This is a genomic window from Mesorhizobium sp. Root552 (genome assembly GCF_001427285.1).
Classification (GTDB): domain Bacteria; phylum Pseudomonadota; class Alphaproteobacteria; order Rhizobiales; family Rhizobiaceae; genus Mesorhizobium.
This window is the reverse complement of the sequence record NZ_LMFV01000061.1, coordinates 26759-42685: the sequence shown is the minus strand read 5'-3', so window position 1 is coordinate 42685 and position 15927 is coordinate 26759. Positions and strand designations below refer to the sequence as shown.

Here is a 15927-nt window from a genome sequence, read left to right as displayed (position 1 = left end):
GGCCAGAGGGGGGTGAATCCAGCAGTATCCTTTACGAAGGAGCCTGCGTATGAACTGGTCGCTGTCCTTCGAACCGCTCCTGTCATGGCCACTGCTGGCGGCGGTCGTCGCGCCGCTGGCGCTGCTCGCGCTCGTCGGCCTGTGGCTGCGCCAGCGCGGCGGGTGGTTCCGCGCCGCCGCATTGGTGGCGCTTGCCGCAGCCCTGCTCAACCCGGTGCTGCTGGACGAGGAGCGSGAGCCACTCCAAAGCGTGGTCGCCGTCGTGGTCGACCGCAGCCAGAGCCAGGATATCGGCGAGCGCAGCAAGCAGACAGATGAGGCATTGGCAGGTCTGAAGGAGAGGCTGGCCCGCTTCAAGCAGTTCGACGTGCGCGTGGTCGAGACCGGCAACGCGGGTGCTGCCGGCGACCGCACCGAAACGCGGCTTTTCTCGGCACTGGAAAGCGCGGTGCGCGACGTGCCGCCGTCGCGCATTGCCGGCGCGGTGATGATCACCGACGGCCAGGTGCATGACGCGCCGGGTGCCGCACCTGAATTCAACGCGCCGCTGCACGCTCTCATCACGGGCGAGGAAAACGAGAAGGACCGCCGCATCCGCTTCGAGAAAGCGCCGCGCTTCGGCCTTGTCGGCAAGCCGCTCGACATGACCTATCGCGTCATCAGCACTGACCGGCAATCCGGTCCGGTCGAGGTGCGTGTTTCGGTCAACGGCGAGCAGGTCTCGGTAGAGCGTGCCTTTGTTGGCCAGGAAATGCCGCTGCAGGTCACCATTCCCAACGCCGGACGCAACATCATCGAGCTTGCCATTCCCAAGGAAGACGGCGAGCTCACCGAAACCAACAACCGCGCCATCGCGCTGGTGGACGGCATCCGCGAGAACCTGCGCGTGCTTCTTGTGTCGGGCGAACCGCACGCCGGCGAGCGCACGTGGCGCAACCTGCTGAAATCGGACGCCTCGGTCGATCTCGTCCACTTCACCATCCTGCGCCCGCCGGAAAAGCAGGACGGCACCCCGATCAACGAACTGTCGCTGATCGCCTTCCCGACGCGCGAACTGTTCGTCGAAAAGATCAGCGAGTTCGATCTCATCATCTTCGACCGCTACCAGCACCGCGACGTGCTGCCGATCCTCTATTACGACTACATCTCCGAATATGTCGAAAACGGCGGCGCGTTGCTGATCGCCGCCGGTCCCGAATATGCCGGCGAAAGCACCATCGCCAACACGCCGCTGATGGCAGCCCTTCCGGCGATGCCGACCGGCCAGGTGATCGACAAGGCGTTTTATCCGCGCCTGACCGACCTCGGCCAGCGCCATCCGGTGACGCGTGGGCTGGACGGCTCCGGCAGCGAGCCGCCGCGTTGGGGTCGGTGGTTCCGCACCATCGGCATCGAGAACCCCGAAGGCGAAGTGGTGATGAAGGGCGCCGACGACCAGCCGTTGCTTCTGCTTGACCGCAAGGGCGAAGGCCGCGTCGGCATGCTTTTGTCCGATCAGGGCTGGCTGTGGGCGCGCGGCTATGAAGGCGGCGGACCGCATGTGCAGCTCTACCGGCGTCTCGCGCACTGGCTGATGAAGGAGCCGGAACTCGAGGAAGAGCGGCTGACTGCCGACGGGCGCGGCATGGTGCTTGAAATCCGCCGCCAGACCATGAGCGACGACCCGGGCACGGCGCAGGTCATCACGCCATCCGGCAAGACGCTCGCGGTGAAGCTGGAAAAATCGGAGCCCGGCGTGTTCCTCGGCAGCGTCGAGGTCAGCGACATCGGGCTCTATCAGGTCGGCAACGGCAACCTTTCCGCCCTTGCCCATGTCGGCCCGGTCAACGCACCGGAATTCGCCGATGTCGTCTCGACGCCCGACAAGTTGCGGCCGGCAACCGAAGCGTCGGGCGGCAGCGTTCGCCGGCTGGCCAGCGCATCGCTGACGGGCGGCATCGCGATACCGTCGGTGGTGCCGGTCAGAGGCGGCGGCGAAGCTACCGGCAACGACTGGATCGGCTTCAGGACGACCGACGACAGCGTGCTCAAAGCGGTCAGCCAGGTGCCCCTGTTCGGCGGCTTCCTCGGTCTTGGCCTGCTGCTGCTTGCACTCGGCTCAATGTGGTATCGGGAAGGAAGATAGGGCAGTAGGGCAGTAGGGCAGTAGGGCAGTAGGGAATTGCAACGGCCTGAATGCCAACTAGGCAAGCTCATGCAGCGAAGCTGCTCACATATTGCCCTACTGCCGTATTCCCTTACTGCCTTCGCTATCCCCTACTCTTCAGGCTCCGTCGTGAACGTCAGCGGATAGCCGGCCGCCTTGCCGGCATCCGTGGCGCGAGTGGCCTTGGTCTCGGCAACGTCCTTGGTGAACACCGCAACCACACACACGCCGCGCTGGTGCGCCGTGATCATCACACGCTGCGCCTGGTCCGCATTGAGGCGGAACTCCGCCTTCAGCACCCGCACCACGAATTCGCGCGGCGTGTAGTCGTCGTTGAGCAGGATAACCTTGTAGAGCTTCGGCCGTTCGGTCTTGGGCCGCGTCTCAACGCGCGGCCTGACGGTCGGCTCGATGGTCGGACTGGATGGTGCCATGATGCCTTACTTCATCATCACCGGCGGCCAGTTCAAGGGTCCGCGTCCACCGCTCTAAGAGCAACATACGTCCAAGCTGGTGGCGCGCACCGGGAAATCCGATTCGAAATCAGGCCCTTCAGGCGCTTTCCTGAATCAGTCCGGTAACCTCTGTTACTTCCGCAACACCGCGCTCAGCACGTCGCGTATGCCGATCGAGCCGACGAAACGCGACTGTTCGTCGAACAGGGCAACAGGTGCCGTCTGCGAACGGTGCATGGCAAGCATCACTGTCTTGAGCGGTGTGCCGGGCGTTGCCCAGAACACTTGCGAAACTTCTTCCGGCTGCTTGTCGACATCGGCGCAGGACACCCACACCGCCGGATTGCCGTTGCGCTCCGCCGCGACGACGAGGTCGTTCTTGTCGAGCTTGAAGCGCGTGGTGGCGCGGCGGTCGAGCCACACCCAGCCGCCCCTGTCCTTTTCGAGCTCGCTCTTGGCGCGCATGACGTTCCATGCCGTAAGCACCGAAAGCGGGTTCACATTGGCGATGAAGTCGCGCACATATTCGTTGGCGGGACGAAGCACGATGTCTTCGGGCGCGCCCGTCTGCACGATGCGGCCGCCCTCCATGATGGTGATGTTGGTGCCGATCTTGAGCGCCTCTTCGAGATCGTGCGACACGAAGATGATCGTCTTCTTGAGTTCCGCCTGAAGCTGCAGCAACTCGTCCTGCAGCTTGGTGCGGATCAAGGGGTCGAGCGCCGAGAACGGCTCGTCCATCAAGAGGATCGGCGCTTCAGTGGCAAAGGCGCGCGCCAGCCCGACGCGCTGCTGCATGCCGCCGGAAAGTTCATGGGCATATTTCTTCGACCACTGGTCGAGGCCGACAAGCTTCAATTGCCGGGCAACGCGCTCGCGCCGCTCGGCATCAGGCACGCCCGCAAGCTCCAGCCCGAAGCCGACATTTTCCTCCACCGTGCGCCACGGCAACAGGCCGAACTGCTGGAACACCATTGCCACCTGCTTCTGGCGCAGGCGCCGCAAGGTGGAGTCGTCGCAACTGACGACATCGACGGTGCGGTCGCCGTCCTTGACCATGACCTGCCCGCGCGAGACGATGTTGAGCCGGTTGACGGCCCGCAGAAGCGTTGACTTGCCCGAACCGGAAAGGCCCATGAGGACAGAAATCTCACCCTCGTGGACGGTAAGGTTCGCGCCGGCACAGCCGAGCACGTTGCCCGTCTTTTCGAGGATCTCGGCGCGGGTGGCCCCCTTGTCGACCATGGCCAGCGCATTGCGCGTATCCGACCCGAAGACGATATCGACGTTCCTGAAATCGACGGCGATGGTCATTTTGCGCCTCCCGTGCGGACGCGGCTCATGCGGTCGAGGATGATCGCGACGATGACGATGGCAAGGCCGGCTTCGAGGCCGAGCGGGATATTGACCGAGTTCAGCGCCCGCACCACCGGCTTGCCGAGGCCGTTGGCGCCGATCAGCGCGGCGATGACCACCATCGACAGGCACAGCATGATGCATTGGGTGAGCCCTGCCATGATCGTCGGCAGCGCCGCCGGCAGTTCCACCTTCCATAGCAGTTGCCGCCTGGTCGCGCCGAAGGCCTCGCCGGCCTCGATCATCGGCTTCGGCACCGAAGTGATGCCAAGATAGGTGAGACGAATGGGGGCCGGCGCTGCGAAGATCACGGTGACGATCAGGCCGGGCGCAATGCCAAGGCCGAACAGGATCAGAACCGGAATGAGATAGACGAAGGTCGGCATCGTCTGCATCAGGTCGAGGATCGGTTGCAGGAAGCGGTAGCCGCGCTCGTTATGCGCGGCCCAGATGCCGACCGGAACGCCGATGGCCATCGAAGCTGCGGCAGCGCCCACCACCAGCACCAGCGTCTCGACCGTATCCTTCCAGAGCCCCTGGTTGATGATGAAGGCTAGGCCGATGGCAACGGCGATGGCGAGTTTCCACGAACGTTGCAGCCACCACGCAAGCGCCGCGATCAAAAGCACGACGATGAAGGGCGGCACCCACAACAGGATGTTGATGAGGCCCTGCAGGACGAAGGTCACGCCATTGGCGATCGCGTCGAAGAACCACTCGAAATTCGTTGTCAGGAAAGTGAAGAACGACTTTCCCCACTGCCCGATCGGAATCTTGAAACTGGCGATCAATGCCGAGACCGGATCCATGCACCCCTCCTGTGCCTGTCACGAGAACGGCGGCCAAACGCACGTGGTTTGGCCGCCGTCGAAATCCGTCAGAGGATGAACCGGGATATCAAAGGCCCAGCGCCGACTTGACCGCGGCGGTGGCGTCGCCGCCATCGAAGGCCGTCACGCCGTTCAGCCACGGCGTGATCGCATCCGGATTGGCCTTGAGCCATGCGGTTGCGGCTGCCTTCGGCTCGGCGCTGTCGTTGAGGATCGAGCCCATGATCTCGTTTTCCATCTTGAGCGAGAAGACGAGGTTCTTCAGGAACACGCCCATGTTCGGGCATTCGGTGGTGTAGCCGGCGCGCACATTGGTGTGCACCGTGGCGCCGCCGAAGTTCGGGCCGAACACCTCGTCGCCGCCTTCAAGATACTTCATTTCGATGTTGGCGTTCATCGGATGCGGCTCCCAGCCCAGGAACACCACGTCCTCCTTGGAGGGCACAGCCTTCTGCACGGCGGCCAGCATGCCGGCCTCCGAGCTTTCCACCAGTTCGAAACCGGCGAGGTCGAACTTGTTGGCCGAGATCATGTCGAGGATCAGGCGGTTGCCGTCATTGCCGGCCTCGATGCCGTAGATCTTGTTGCCGAGCTTGTCCTTGAACTTGGCGATGTCCTGGAAGCTCTTCAGCCCGGCATCATAGGTGTAGCTCGGCACGGCGAGCGTATACTTCGCGCCTTCGAGGTTGGTGACGATGTCCTCGACCGACTTGTCATCGAGATACGGCTTGATGTCGGCTTCCATGGTCGGCATCCAGTTGCCGAGGAAGACGTCGATGTCCTTGTTCTTGAGCGAGGTGTAGGTCACCGGCACCGACAAGACCTGCACGTCCGGCGCATAGCCGAGCGCCTCCAGGATGACGGAAGTCGTGGCGGTCGTCGCCGTGATGTCGGTCCAGCCGACGTCGGCGAAGTGCACGGTCTTGCAGCTTTCGGGTTCGGCAGCGAATGCCCCCGTGCTGACGACCGCCGCCAAAGCAAAAGAAACGGCGAATGATTTCAAAGCCGGCATAAATTTTCTCCCATTGTGGCTGTTTGCGACGCTTGAGGCGCGCAATTTTGAATTTCTTGTTGAGCCAAACACCATTTTCGTTTGGTTTCAAGCACTAACACATGGCAAGCGGCGGCGCGGAATAGCCTTGGAGCGACATCGCAGCGTTTTCCGGTGGAAGCCAGCGCCGTGCCACTCCCTTCGCTGGCCGCTTGGGCTTAAAGAGTGCCGATGGCCAAGCTCTATTTCAACTACGCAACGATGAACGCGGGCAAGACGACGATGCTCTTGCAGGCAGCGTACAACTACCGCGAGAATGGCATGACCACCATGCTGTTCGTCGCCGGCCACTACCGCAAGGGCGATACAGGGCAGATTTCATCGCGCATCGGGCTTGAGGCCGAGGCCGAGATGTTTCGCGAAGGCGACGACCTGTTCGCCCGCATCGCCGCCCACCACGAGCACACCACTGTCCACTGCGTCTTCGTCGATGAAGCGCAGTTCCTCGACGAAGAGCAGGTCTGGCAACTGGCAAGGGTGGCCGACCGGCTGAAAATACCGGTGATGTGCTACGGCCTGCGCACCGATTTCCAGGGCAACCTGTTTTCCGGTTCGCGCGCGCTTCTGGCCTTGGCCGACGACCTGCGCGAAGTGCGCACCATCTGCCGCTGCGGCCGCAAGGCGACGATGGTGGTGCGCCTTGGGCCCGACGGCAAGGTCGCCAAGCAGGGCGAGCAGGTTGCCATCGGCAAGGACATCTATGTCTCGCTGTGCCGCCGCCATTGGGAGGAAGAAATGGGCCGCATCGCGCCCGACGACTTCATCGGCTTTGCCGGCTGACCGGATTCATTTTCCGAGAATTTTCACCTAACCTATTGGTTGGAAATTATATTCCGGTGCGGCGTGCAATTTGCCAGCTACGCGCCTATATAAGATTCTCTCGCTATGTTCGCGGCGCTCTCTCGTTGAGCCCGGATCATTTTCCACGCAAACACCAGAAGGAAGAAGGCAAATCATTGCAGGTTCTCGTTCGTGACAACAATGTCGAGCAGGCCCTCCGGGTCCTGAAAAAGAAATTGCAGCGCGAAGGCGTGTTCCGCGAAATGAAGGCGCGGCGCGCTTACGAAAAGCCGTCCGAACGCCGCGGCCGCGAAAAGGCCGAAGCTGTCCGCCGCACCCGCAAGGCCGCACGCAAGCTGGCCATCCGCGAAGGCCTCATCGCCGGCCCTGCCAAGAAGCCAAGGCCCGAGCGCAAGCCGGCCGGCCGTCCAGAATCGGCGGCATCGTAGGCAGCCTTACAACTCCGGAAACACCACGAGGCGAATTCATTTACCGCCTCGTGGTGTTTTTGCATTCAGCGCAGGCCTTCGCGCCTTCCCATACAGTTGAGCGCCACCTATATTCGCCGCTGCTCGCGAAACGCGAACCACGCCGAATCTGGAGGCCCCGATGGCGACGTTGCAGAATTTCGACGCTGAAATTGCCAAGACCAAGCAGGTCGTCGAGGACATGCGCTCGAAGATCGAGCAATCCGGCACGGTGCTTGAGACCTTGGCCGAAGCCGACAAGAAGATCGGCGATGCGAACTTCGACATCGAGAATGCCCGCATCCAGGACGTGCTCAACCAGCAGAAGGTGATGGAAGGCAACATCGCCGACCTCATCATCGGCCTCGAAGACGCCACCAACGTGTTTGGCGCCGAGTTCGAGAGCATGAAGAACTACACCGGCTGGGAAAAATTCATCGGCATCTTCTCCAAGCAGCGCCAGCAGCGCATGCGTTCCGACCGCGTGCGCAACATGTCGCTGGCCGGAAATCTGCAGGAACTGCTCACCAAGTCCGACACCATCGTCGGCATCCTGAAGGCGCAAAAGCAGGTGCTCGACACCCGCTACAAGACCTCCGAGACCAGCCTTGGCCAGGTGATCGAACGGCGCAAGTCGACCATCGAGACCCTCACCGCCACGCAAAAGCGCATCGAGGAACTGAACCCGCTGCTGCTCGACATCGAAAACAGGATTGCGGCCTCGACCAGCCAGACCGAGCGCACCAAGCTCGAAGGCGAGCGCTCCAAGCTGGCGACGGAATACAACGAGAAGCAGGCCAAGGAGCAGGAACTCCTCGCCGAGAGCCAGACGCTGGAACGCTACACCTCGATGTTCCAGACCTTCGTCGATTCGCTCAACAACCAGATCGCCGCGCAGGCGACGCTGATCAACAAGCTCACCATCGACACCGAACAGCGCATCGTCCTCTACAAGGCGCTGGAAGATTCGTTGAAGACAGCTGCCCAGCAGGACGTCGCCCACAAGATCAACACGCTTGGCTCGAAGGTCGACACCACCGCCGAGGAAACGATGGCCGGCATCGGTGCGGCCTCGCAAAAGCACATCGGCGACCTTCTCGAACTGCACGAGAAGAACATGGTGGCATCCGCCGACATCCAGCGCCGCAAGAAGCTGGCCGACGACGCCTTCGCCCGCCGCTTCGACGACGTGCTGAAGAAGCACAACGCCTCGAACTACGTGCAGTCGTAAGATTTGAGTACGGTCGTCTCCGTGCAGCCTATTACACCCCCCTCTGGCCTGCCGGCCATCTCCCCCTCAAGGGGGGAGATCAGCGGCTCGCGCCTCAGCATTCTTCGTTCCAAAATTGGCGGAAACGACGGATATCGCCAATCTCCCCCCTTGAGGGGGAGATGGCCGTCAGGCCAGAGGGGGGTGCCAAGGGATTTTAGCAAGGTCGCCTCATGAGCGCCGAAACCGACGCCGCCGAGCGCTACTTCTCCTCGATCGCCGCAGCGCTTGGCGGGCTCGAAGTGTTCATGCGCGACGACCGCTCGCCGCTCTACCGGCACGGTATCGTCGCCCGGATCGTCGCCGAATACTTAACGCGGCTGGAGAAGTCCTTTTCCTGCTGGCGCAACCGCCTCGGGTTCCAGGAAACGTTTCGCATCTCGCGCGCCGAAAGCGGCTATCCGGTGTTCCAGAACCTGCTCGAACTGGAAAACGACCGCCGCCAGGCAGACCAGCGGTTGGCCAACATTCCGGCACCCGACGAACTGCGCGCCGAAATGGCCGACTTCATCCTGCGCCGCAAGGAGTTTCCCAAGGCGCTGCAGAAGTCGATGGCCGAGCGGCTTTATCTGGAGGACGTGAAGAGCGAGGAGACGTTCGGCCCCTTCTCGCTCTCCGAAACGGTCAAGGTCTCGGTCAACCCGAAGTCCGGCCTGCCCTATTATCTCGTCCACTGGGCCGCGTTCGACGGCGCCGCCAACCTGCCGGTGGTCTATATGGTCACGGTGGAGGATTCGACCGAGGCCATGGTGCGCCAGCTTGTGATCAAGGACGGCAAGCTGAACGAGAAGGTGGATATCCCGCTGCCGGTGGAAGGCCTGCTCAATCCCGAACTGGCGCACAAGTTCGATGATTTCACCGAAAAGAACTCTGCCTATTCGCTGGCGCCGATGACCATTGCCGTCAATCTCGACCGCGACTTCGAGACACTGCACCCCAAGCAGTTGCGCCGCGTGGTGCTGGGGCCGTTCTATACGGCCGGCATCACCGAGAACAATTCGACCGTCAGCGAGGTTCTGGCCAAGGTGCGCAAGCCGGAAAACGCCTGGCTGCTCACATGGACCATCCAGGAAGTTTACTCCAAGGGCGAGAAGCCGGGCCGCAAGGGGCTGTTCTCCAGCGAAAAGACCACGCAGGAATTCTTCATCAACACCGACGACCTTGAAGCGACACGGCAGGGCGTATCGAGCTACGAGAACCACGCGCTGGTGCCGCACGAAGCCTATCAGGCGCTCTACGCCGCCGGCGAAGTGCAGAAGGTGTTTTCCGGCTACAAGGTCCACATTCTGTCCAACGGACAGGTGATTTCGGATGTGTGAGTGCGCGTGGGCGGCCCCTCACCCCTACCCTCTCCCCGCAAGCAGGGAGAGGGAGTCGCCGACGTCGAAGCCTCCATCTCCCCGTTTTTCACGGGGAGAGGGTAGGGGTGAGGGGCAGCGCGACAAGTCCAAGCAGCAGCGGAGCGCATGACATGGACACCGGCCTGACCACCATCCCGGAAGCCGATATCGAAAAGCATCGCGCAACCGCGCAGAGCTTCATCACCCGCATCGTGGTGCTGGAAGACCCGTCTAGCTCCTCCGGTACGGCACTGGCCGGCACCAACCGCCGCTTCGTTTCCACCGTCTCGACCGGCTCGGTGCGCCGCACCCGCGAAGTCGAGTTCACCAAGACGGTCGGCGCGGTCCATCCGGACGACCAGTTGCTTACCATCCCGCAGCACACGCTGCTCTACCGTGCCCGCCGCGGCATCGCGATTGCGCTGGCCGTCTCGGATGTGTTCGCACAGAACTCGGACCTCGAAAGCCTGCGGGCGGAAAACACCCGCGCGCCATTGCAGGGCGACCAGGCCAACAGCTTCAAGAAGCTGCTTTCTGCTTCCGCCTATGTCGCCGCCTTCAGTTTCGCAGCCTACCTCGCCCAGTTGATCGACGGCGACGGCGAAGCGCCGAACGACGTCGCCGAACCGGACTTCCTGTTCGACACGCCGCAGGACGCGGTGAAGTCCATCATCGCGGGCCTGGACAGCGCCATTGCCGGCTCGAAGGACGATGCCGACCTCACCACGCGCGCCAAGGCGTTCGCCCGCGTCGCCATCGACGGGCTGCTGCAGCGCAAGGGCCGCTTCGACGGCACGCTCGGCCCGTTCGAAAATACGCATATCCGCATCGACGCCGACGACTTCACGCTCGATGGCTTCGATGTTGCCCCAGGCAAGCGCTCCAAGCCTTTGGTCATGACCTTCAAGAAGCCGGAAGAGGTCGTCGGCAACCACATCGCCAAATACCAGTCGATGAAGCTGGCCAAGATGCTGATGGCCTATGACTTCGACCGCCAGATGAACCCGTTCGTTGAACTCGGCGGTTTCCTGTTCACCTTCATCGGCGACGGCGCGCCCGGCACCGGCAAGACAACGCTGATCCAGATGATCGCCGGCCTCGTCAACGGTTATTGCCAGGTCGCGGGCTATCCCTTCGTCTACGAGAATTTCGGCGTCGACCAGATCTCGTCCTACCAGGGCAAGTCGGGCCAGAACTGCCGCCAGTTCATCAACAATGTCTTGAACCCGCGCGCCATCGCGTTCGGCACCATCGACGACATCGACCAGGTGGCGGCGCGCCGTTCAGATGACCGTGCCTCGGCCGGCCAGCAGGAAATCACCGGCGTTTTGATGGACGCCTTTGCCGGCGCCTCGACTGTCGTGCGCGGCAATTGCTCGTTCGGCATGTTCTCCAACTATCCCGAGAACGTCGACGATGCGCTGCGCCAGCGCGCCGGCGCGCGCTGGCTGGTGGACGGGCCGCAGACGCGCAACGACTACATTGATATTTTCGTGCTTCTTGCTGGAAAGAATCACAAAATCCCGCTTGGCGAGCATGACCTTTATGCAGCGCAGGAAATCCAGCGCGCGGTAGCCGATGCCTATGAAGGCCACGACAAGCCGCAGGAAGACGGCCTGATGAAGGTCTATGAGCGCTTCATGAAGGAGAATGGCGAGCCGAAGACGCTGGCCGATGTCGGCGACTACTTGCACCGCATCAAGCAGGCCGAGCCGCGCTTTACCGGCCGCGCCATCAAGAACGTCACCGACGCCATCAAGATGCGCGCCATGGACATCGAGCTGCCGGACGACTGGTTCGCCACGCCCGACGCCTTCATGCGCAAGACCTACGATGAGAAGAAGGCGATGATCGAGGAACTGCGCGGTCCGTTCTCGATGGACATGGTGGTGCAGGAAATCAACCGCTACGCCGACTCCGAATTCCGTTACTCGGACAAGTCCGACGACTCCGCCGTCGAGAAGCTTTTGCGCGACGCCCGCCTGCGCGAACGCGCCGTGCGCGAGATGGAGGAGTTGAAGAAAAAGGGGCTGTGGAATGCGTAGTGCCACCTGCCCCGGATTCCGGAAGGCCTCGACCTGATGTCCTCCAAGTTCCCCCTTCTGCGCGACAATGCGCTGATCTACGGCCGCCTGCTGCCGGTCGAGGAGCCGCATCTGATCGAGCGCTACAACAAGGCGTTGAAGGCGTTCGGGTTGAAGGCGACGAAGCTGAAAAGCTTCGAGATCGACCGCACCGGCTTTTCCCCGCAAATTGCGGAAGAGTGCGAGGACTACGACTATCTCGATCCGAACGGCATCAACCGCCGCTTCATCATCCTCACTCCCGGCCAGCGCGACCTGCCGGTGGTGCACACGGCCTTCTCCAACACCTCACAACTGATGTTCGAGTTCATGTCGAAGAACCAGCGCGCCATCGATGCGCTGACCATCAAGGACGTGATCTACGGCGAGATCGAGGATTCGGTCTCCAAGGTCGAGGACATCGAGGACCTGTTGTCGATCAACCAGGTCGAGTTCCGCGTGCTATCGGCGGAGGACGTGCTAGGCAAGGCGGCTGAGCTTGGCAAGCTGGTCGACCGCTTGAAGCAGGAGCCGGATGCCTGGCGCGACGACAAGATGCTCGAACAGATGGTGGAACTGGCCAAGGTGTGCGGCGACATCCGCGAAAACACCCTTGTGCCGGACCAGGTGATTTTCCGCCACAACGCTTATTGGACCAGCCATTTCGGCGGGCTCTACGTGTTCGTCGATCCCGACGCGACCACCGTCATCGGCGATCCGGCGGCGCCCGGCTTCCGCCGCTCGCGGCCCTGGCAGGTCAGCTACCTGTCGATCCACGATGCCGACAAGGTGTTCCGCTTCCTGGCGGGCACGGGGCGCATCGAACTGCCGCGCGCCTCGTGGATCGAATCCTCCGGCTATCTGGAACACCGCGCCGAAATGGTGGTGCGCAGCCTGATCCGCGAGGCTGAGCCAAAGCGCAATCTCTCCGATACGGACAAGGTCTGGCTGCAGACCTGGATGCACAGCAACGCCGACATGATCAACCGCGACGGCAACTTCCCCTTCCTCAACGCGGCCAAGCGCGAGATCAGGCAGGTCGGGCAGTTGAGGCTGGAAGATGTCTTTCCCCAGCAGCGCTTTCTGGTGGTGCGCGCCAAGCCCGACCACCCCGATGCATGGCTGACCAACCGGCTGATCTCGGACTTCGTTCCATCGGATTTCGTCTCGCGCTATGTCTTCAACAAGCAGGGCTTCTACAAGGACTACGAGGGTTTCAGCCAACCCTGGCGCGAGCATGTTGTGGACATTCTCAAAACCACATACTTGAAGGACAAGGTGGCGTTTCGCACGCGCCTCTACGGTCTGACCGATTGAACCGATGCGAGGTGAAACGTCATGCTTGATCCGATCGTGAACTTCGTCACCAAGGTGTTCCAGCTCGTCGGCCGGGGCATCGGCTTCGTCATCGGCATCATCCTGTGGCCATTCATGTGGGCGGGCCGCTGGTACAATCAGCGCGGCTGGACGCTTAAGGCGATCGTGGGCGCAGCGCTGATCGTCATCATCGGCCTCTACGCCTATTTCTTCTACGTCACCCAGTGGTGGACGAACTTCAATCCCGACTACCCCAACGCCTTGGCGGCCGAGACAAGCAAGACGCTAGCCGGCGACCCGGTGGTGCCCAACGTGGCCAACAGTTCCGCCACCACCTCGCAGGCCAGCAGCGCAGCCACCACGACCGCGCAGGCGCCGCAAAGCTGCAAGCCTTCGGCCATCGCAGCCGTCTCCGCCGACCTGATCGACTTCAACGTCAACCAGAACGCCTGGATTTCGTCGATGGTCATCTCGAAGATCGGCCTGTTCGGCATCGAATGGCGGCGTACGCCCTTCTTCGACAACAAGGCAGCCTTCCAGCTCGGCATCAACCAGGTCATGCGCCGCACCACCACCGAACTGGTCGATACGCTGGGCCGCGTGCGGGGCACTTCGCAGATCGACCAGAACCTGCAGGACGCCCGCACCGCGCTCGCCTGGAACGAGGATGCCTGGTATGTCGGCTGGCGCGGCCCGACCCGCCCGACGCCCAGCGTCTACCGCGAGGCAATCGGCAAGCTGCGCGGCTTCAATTCCAGCCTTGAAAAATGCCAGGCGACCTTCGACGCCCGCGCCGACAATCTGATGCAGTTCCTCGACCGCATCGCCAGCGACATCGGCTCCACCTCCGATATCCTGCGCGCCCGCATCGAGGCGTCGGACGCCGGCTGGTTCGACCTGCGCGCCGACGACCGCTTCTGGTTCGCCTATGGCCAGCTTTATGCCTATTACGGCGTGCTGGTGGCGGCGCGCTCCGACTTCGCGGCCATCATCGCCGAACGTAACCTGACGGCACTTTGGACGCGCATGGAGCAGCAGTTGCGCAACTCGCTCGACGTGCAGCCGTGGATCATCTCCAACGGCAACGAGTCGAGCGCCTTCTTCCCCTCGCATCTTGCCACGATGGGCTTCAACCTGTTGCAGGTGCGGTCCAATATCGTGGAGTTGAGGTCGGTGCTGGATCGCTGATCCGGCACTTATGCCGTTGCGACATGCTGTCGTTTTCCGCGCATCCCGCGCCTGTTTTGGGATGGCGGCGAAAGTGCGGTCGCGCTTCTATGCGCGACCCCTCGACAACACCCTCAGCCGACGACATCTAAAACGGGAATTGAGCCATGGCGGAAGTAAAGAGCGACATCTCGATAGCGCGCGCAGCGAAGAAGAAGCCGATCCAGGAGATTGGCGCGAAGATCGGCATCCCGAGCGAGCATTTGCTGCCGTACGGGCATGACAAGGCCAAGGTCTCGGCCGACTTCATCAAGTCGGTGCAGAAGAACAAGGACGGCAAGCTGATCCTGGTTACGGCGATCAACCCGACGCCTGCGGGCGAAGGCAAGACGACGACGNGGGCATGACAAGGCCAAGGTCTCGGCCGACTTCATCAAGTCGGTGCAGAAGAACAAGGACGGCAAGCTGATCCTGGTTACGGCGATCAACCCGACGCCTGCGGGCGAAGGCAAGACGACGACGACGGTTGGCCTGGGCGACGGCTTGAACCGCATCGGCAAGAAGGCGGTGATCTGCATTCGCGAAGCCTCGCTTGGTCCGAACTTCGGCATGAAGGGTGGCGCTGCCGGTGGCGGCTATGCCCAGGTCGTGCCGATGGACGACATGAACCTGCACTTCACCGGCGACTTCCACGCCATCACGAGTGCGCACAACCTTCTGTCGGCTTTGCTCGACAACCACATCTACTGGGGCAACGAGCTCGGCATCGACACCCGCCGCGTGGTGTGGCGCCGCGTCATGGACATGAACGACCGGGCGCTGCGCGAGATCGTGGTGTCGCTGGGCGGCGTCGCCAACGGCTATCCGCGCGAGGCCGGCTTCGACATCACCGTNGTCATGGACATGAACGACCGGGCGCTGCGCGAGATCGTGGTGTCGCTGGGCGGCGTCGCCAACGGCTATCCGCGCGAGGCCGGCTTCGACATCACCGTCGCTTCGGAAGTGATGGCGATCCTGTGCCTTGCCAAGGACCTGAAGGACCTGGAAAAGCGGCTTGGCGACATCATCGTTGCCTACCGCCGCGACAAGAGCCCGGTGTTTGCGCGTGAACTGAAGGCSCAYCGCGCCATGGCGGTTCTKYTGAAGGACGCCATCCAGCCGAACCTGGTGCAGACGCTCGAGAACAACCCGGCCTTCGTGCATGGCGGCCCGTTCGCCAACATCGCGCATGGCTGCAACTCGGTGATGGCCACCACCACCGCCTTGAAGCTCGGCGACTATGTCGTGACCGAGGCCGGCTTCGGCGCTGATCTCGGCGCCGAGAAGTTCTTCGACATCAAGTGCCGCAAGGCTGGCTTGAAGCCTGCCGCCGCCGTCATCGTGGCCACTGTCCGCGCCATGAAGATGAATGGCGGGGTGAAGAAGGAGGACCTCGGGCCCGAGAATGTCGATGCGGTGAAGAAGGGTTGCCCCAACCTTGGCCGCCACATCGAGAACGTGCACCAGTTCGGCGTTCCGGTGGTGGTTGCGATCAACCACTTCTATTCCGACACCGAWGCCGAGATCGARGCGCTGAAGGCCTATGTCAAGGAGCAGGGTGCGGAAGCGATCCTGTGCAAGCACTGGGCGCATGGCTCGGCCGGCATCGAGGAGCTTGCGAAGAAGGTGGTCGAGATCGCCGAGGG

Annotated in this window: 13 protein-coding genes and 2 pseudogenes; 11 read left to right on the top strand and 4 right to left on the bottom strand. The window is 62.4% G+C overall.

Features of this window, described 5'->3' with window-relative positions; genetic code table 11:
* The first annotated feature begins 49 nt into the window (after nucleotides 1-49).
* Nucleotides 50-2125 carry a hypothetical protein gene (locus tag ASD50_RS19405; RefSeq protein ID WP_056244948.1) on the top strand — a complete coding sequence of 692 codons (2076 nt, stop codon included), beginning with the start codon at nucleotides 50-52 and terminating at the stop codon, nucleotides 2123-2125.
* Nucleotides 2126-2256: 131 nt separating this feature from the next.
* Here the strand turns inward: ASD50_RS19405 and clpS are convergent, their stop codons facing one another.
* From clpS to ASD50_RS19385, 4 genes are all read right to left on the bottom strand, one after another.
* Nucleotides 2257-2580, bottom strand: coding sequence for an ATP-dependent Clp protease adapter ClpS (clpS, locus tag ASD50_RS19400; RefSeq protein ID WP_056244946.1), 324 nt, complete (start codon nucleotides 2578-2580; stop codon nucleotides 2257-2259).
* 153 nt (nucleotides 2581-2733) lie between these two features.
* Nucleotides 2734-3915: a choline ABC transporter ATP-binding protein gene (gene choV / locus ASD50_RS19395; RefSeq protein ID WP_056244944.1), complete on the bottom strand. Its 1182-nt coding sequence runs from the start codon at nucleotides 3913-3915 to the stop codon at nucleotides 2734-2736.
* Nucleotides 3912-4766 (bottom strand): choline ABC transporter permease subunit, encoded by an 855-nt coding sequence (choW, locus tag ASD50_RS19390; RefSeq protein ID WP_056244941.1) that lies wholly within the window; start codon nucleotides 4764-4766, stop codon nucleotides 3912-3914. The genes choV and choW overlap by 4 nt, the downstream gene beginning before the upstream one ends.
* 88 nt (nucleotides 4767-4854) lie before the next feature.
* Entirely contained in the window at nucleotides 4855-5799 is a 945-nt protein-coding gene (locus ASD50_RS19385; protein ID WP_056244938.1) for a choline ABC transporter substrate-binding protein, read from the bottom strand.
* 210 nt (nucleotides 5800-6009) lie between these two features.
* Here ASD50_RS19385 and ASD50_RS19380 point away from each other — a divergent pair, with 210 nt between their 5' ends.
* From ASD50_RS19380 to ASD50_RS24020, 10 genes and pseudogenes are all read left to right on the top strand, one after another.
* On the top strand, nucleotides 6010-6618 hold the full coding sequence (locus ASD50_RS19380) for a thymidine kinase (RefSeq protein WP_056244933.1): 609 nt from the start codon (nucleotides 6010-6012) through the stop codon (nucleotides 6616-6618).
* A gap of 176 nt (nucleotides 6619-6794) precedes the next feature.
* The gene (gene rpsU, locus ASD50_RS19375; RefSeq protein WP_056245762.1) at nucleotides 6795-7067 is read left to right on the top strand and encodes a 30S ribosomal protein S21; all 273 of its coding nucleotides are present in this window, start codon (nucleotides 6795-6797) and stop codon (nucleotides 7065-7067) included.
* A gap of 160 nt (nucleotides 7068-7227) precedes the next feature.
* A complete protein-coding gene (locus tag ASD50_RS19370) occupies nucleotides 7228-8316 on the top strand; it encodes a hypothetical protein (protein WP_056244930.1) in 1089 nt (362 codons plus the stop codon).
* 212 nt (nucleotides 8317-8528) lie between these two features.
* A complete protein-coding gene (locus ASD50_RS19365; RefSeq protein ID WP_056244925.1) occupies nucleotides 8529-9674 on the top strand; it encodes a hypothetical protein in 1146 nt (381 codons plus the stop codon).
* A gap of 152 nt (nucleotides 9675-9826) precedes the next feature.
* Nucleotides 9827-11740, top strand: a complete 1914-nt coding sequence (locus ASD50_RS19360) for an AAA family ATPase (RefSeq protein WP_056244922.1) — start codon at nucleotides 9827-9829, stop codon at nucleotides 11738-11740.
* 36 nt (nucleotides 11741-11776) lie between these two features.
* Nucleotides 11777-13075, top strand: a complete 1299-nt coding sequence (locus tag ASD50_RS19355) for a DUF6638 family protein (protein ID WP_056244919.1) — start codon at nucleotides 11777-11779, stop codon at nucleotides 13073-13075.
* Nucleotides 13076-13096: 21 nt separating this feature from the next.
* Nucleotides 13097-14263 carry a DUF2333 family protein gene (locus tag ASD50_RS19350; RefSeq protein WP_056244916.1) on the top strand — a complete coding sequence of 389 codons (1167 nt, stop codon included), beginning with the start codon at nucleotides 13097-13099 and terminating at the stop codon, nucleotides 14261-14263.
* Between the two features lie 146 nt (nucleotides 14264-14409).
* A pseudogene (locus ASD50_RS19345) lies at nucleotides 14410-14640 on the top strand (formate--tetrahydrofolate ligase); the annotation flags it as partial.
* Nucleotide 14641: 1 nt separating this feature from the next.
* A pseudogene (locus ASD50_RS24025) lies at nucleotides 14642-15135 on the top strand (formate--tetrahydrofolate ligase); the annotation flags it as partial.
* A gap of 1 nt (nucleotide 15136) precedes the next feature.
* Nucleotides 15137-15927, top strand: a 791-nt coding sequence (locus ASD50_RS24020) for a formate--tetrahydrofolate ligase (protein WP_244484585.1), incomplete at both ends; no start/stop codon positions are given.